The 2,111-nt window shown below is 70.1% G+C and carries 2 protein-coding genes; one reads left to right on the forward strand and one right to left on the reverse strand.

Annotated elements, in window-relative coordinates:
• A partial coding sequence (locus Q4F04_RS12270; RefSeq protein WP_303370108.1) for a VOC family protein occupies window positions 1–824 on the reverse strand: 824 nt, incomplete at its 3' end.
• 140 nt (window positions 825–964) lie between these two features.
• Between Q4F04_RS12270 and Q4F04_RS12275 the strand changes: the two genes are divergently transcribed.
• The coding region (locus tag Q4F04_RS12275; RefSeq protein ID WP_303370109.1) for a cache domain-containing protein at window positions 965–2,111 on the forward strand (1,147 nt) is incomplete at its 3' end.

Below are 2,111 nucleotides of genomic sequence, written 5' to 3' on the forward strand. Positions count from 1 at the left end.
TCGGTCGCGATCTCGAACAGGTTGCCGCCCGGCTCGCGGAAATAAACCGAGCGGAAGTAATAGCGCTCGACCTCGCCCGAGGACGGGACCCGCAGCGCCTTCAGCTGCTCTGCCCATTGCCAGATCGCCTCGTTGTCGGCGACGCGGAAGGCGACATGGTGAACGGCGCCCGCGCCCTGCCGCGCCACCGCAAGGCCGGGCTGGACGGCGACATGCAGTTCCGCCCCCGGCCCGCCCTCGCCCATGGAAAAGACATGGACCTGGCCCTCGCCGTCCGGGCTGGCGTAATCGCCCAATCGCCGCATTCCCATCAGCCGGGTCAGCACCGCCTCGGTCGGGCCGAGATCGGGGACCGAAATGGTGATCGGCCCGAGGCCGCGGATCTGGTGTTCGGCCGGAACCGGGCTGCGGTCCCAGGGATGGCTCTCGCCGGGCTGGTCGGCGGTCAGGCGGAAGCGCTGGCCCTCGGAGTCCTCGAAATCCAGCGTAGCGCGACCGTCCAGCGTGGCGATGCCGCCCACGGTCAGGCCTGCGTCGCGCAGGCGCGCAGCCCAGTAGTCAAGGCTTGCCTCGTTCACCCGCAACCCCGTGCGGCTGATCGAGCGGGTGCCCCGCCGTTCGGGCGCTGCCGGCCAGTCGAAAAAGGTCAGGTCGGTGCCGGGGCTGCCCGCGCCATCGGCGTAGAACAGGTGATAGGCCGAGGTGTCGTCCTGGTTGACGGTCTTCTTGACCCGCCGCATCCCCAGCGTTTCCGTATAGAAGCGGTTGTTGGCCGCCGCCTCGGCGGTGATCGCGGTCAGGTGGTGAATGCCGGTGAGTTGCATGGCGGTGTCCTTTCGTTGCAGCCGATATCGGAACCCGGTCCCCGGCCCGCCAGTGGCACGGATGTTACCACCCGTCCCGCACGTTGAATCGACAGGCCCGACCTGCGACATTGCGGCGACGCACAGCCAAGGATCGCCCGTTGGTCGCCGAGATCGCCCGCCCCCTTCCCCAGCCCCCCGCCGCCGGCCTTGCGCGGTCCGGCGGCGCAAGGCTGGCGGTGCTGCTGCTGGCCCTGCTGGCGCTATTGGCCGTGATCCTGTGGACGGGCGGGCGGATGGCCTTCCGGCACTACCTGTCGGCCGGACAGGAACGGGCCGAGATGGCGCTGGGCCTGACGGCCAACGGCCTTGATGCCGACCTCGCCCGCTTCGAGGTCGTCCCGCAGCTGATCGCCGAGTTCGACCTGATCCAGCGGCTCGTCTCGCACCCCACCGATGCCGGGCTGCGGCGGGCGGCGAACGCATGGCTCGCGACCGAGAACGCGGCCGTCCATGCCTCGGACATCTACGTGATCCGGCCGGACGGCGACACCATCGCCTCGTCGAACTACCTTGACGGCGATGCCAGCTTCATCGGCCGCAACTTCAGCTACCGTCCTTATTTCATCGAGGCGATGCGCGGGGGACCGGGCCGGTTCTACGGCGTCGGCACCGCGTCATCCGTGCGGGGCTATTACTTCTCGGCCCCGGTCTTCGACCTTGATGGCCGGATCGCGGGCGTGGTCGCGGTCAAGGTCGCGGTGGACCGGATCGAGCAGTCCTGGCGCGACGGCGAATACCGCTTTCTCGTCACCGATCCCGAGGGCCGGGTCTTCCTGTCCTCGGAACCGCGCTGGCTGTCCGCCAGCTTCGAGCCGCCCACCCCCGAACGGCTGGCCCGCACCATCGAGACCCGCCGCTATGCCGATGCCCAACTGGCCGACCTGGGGGTCGAACGCGTGACGCGCTTCGGCGTCCCGGTGCTGTGGATCGCCACCGACGGCGAGATGCGCGAATATGTCGCCGCCTCGCAGCCGATGCCGCGGGCCGGCTGGACCGTCCATGTGCTGCTGGACAGCGCCGAGTTGCGGCGCGAGGCGCGGATGGCGGTCCTGACGCTGGTGCTGCTGCTCTGCGCTGGCGGGTTCGGCGCGCTGATCCTGGCGCAGCGGCGGGCGCAGGTGGCCGAGCGGATCGCCATGCACCAGTTCGCCACCGCCGAACTGGAACGCCGGGTCGAGGCGCGCACCGCTGACCTCGCCCGCCTGAACGGCCAGCTTGAGCAGGAGGTCGCCGAGCGCCGCGCCA

The sequence above is a fragment of the Paracoccus sp. (in: a-proteobacteria) genome, from assembly GCF_030536915.1.
In the GTDB taxonomy this organism is placed as follows: Bacteria; Pseudomonadota; Alphaproteobacteria; order Rhodobacterales; family Rhodobacteraceae; genus Paracoccus.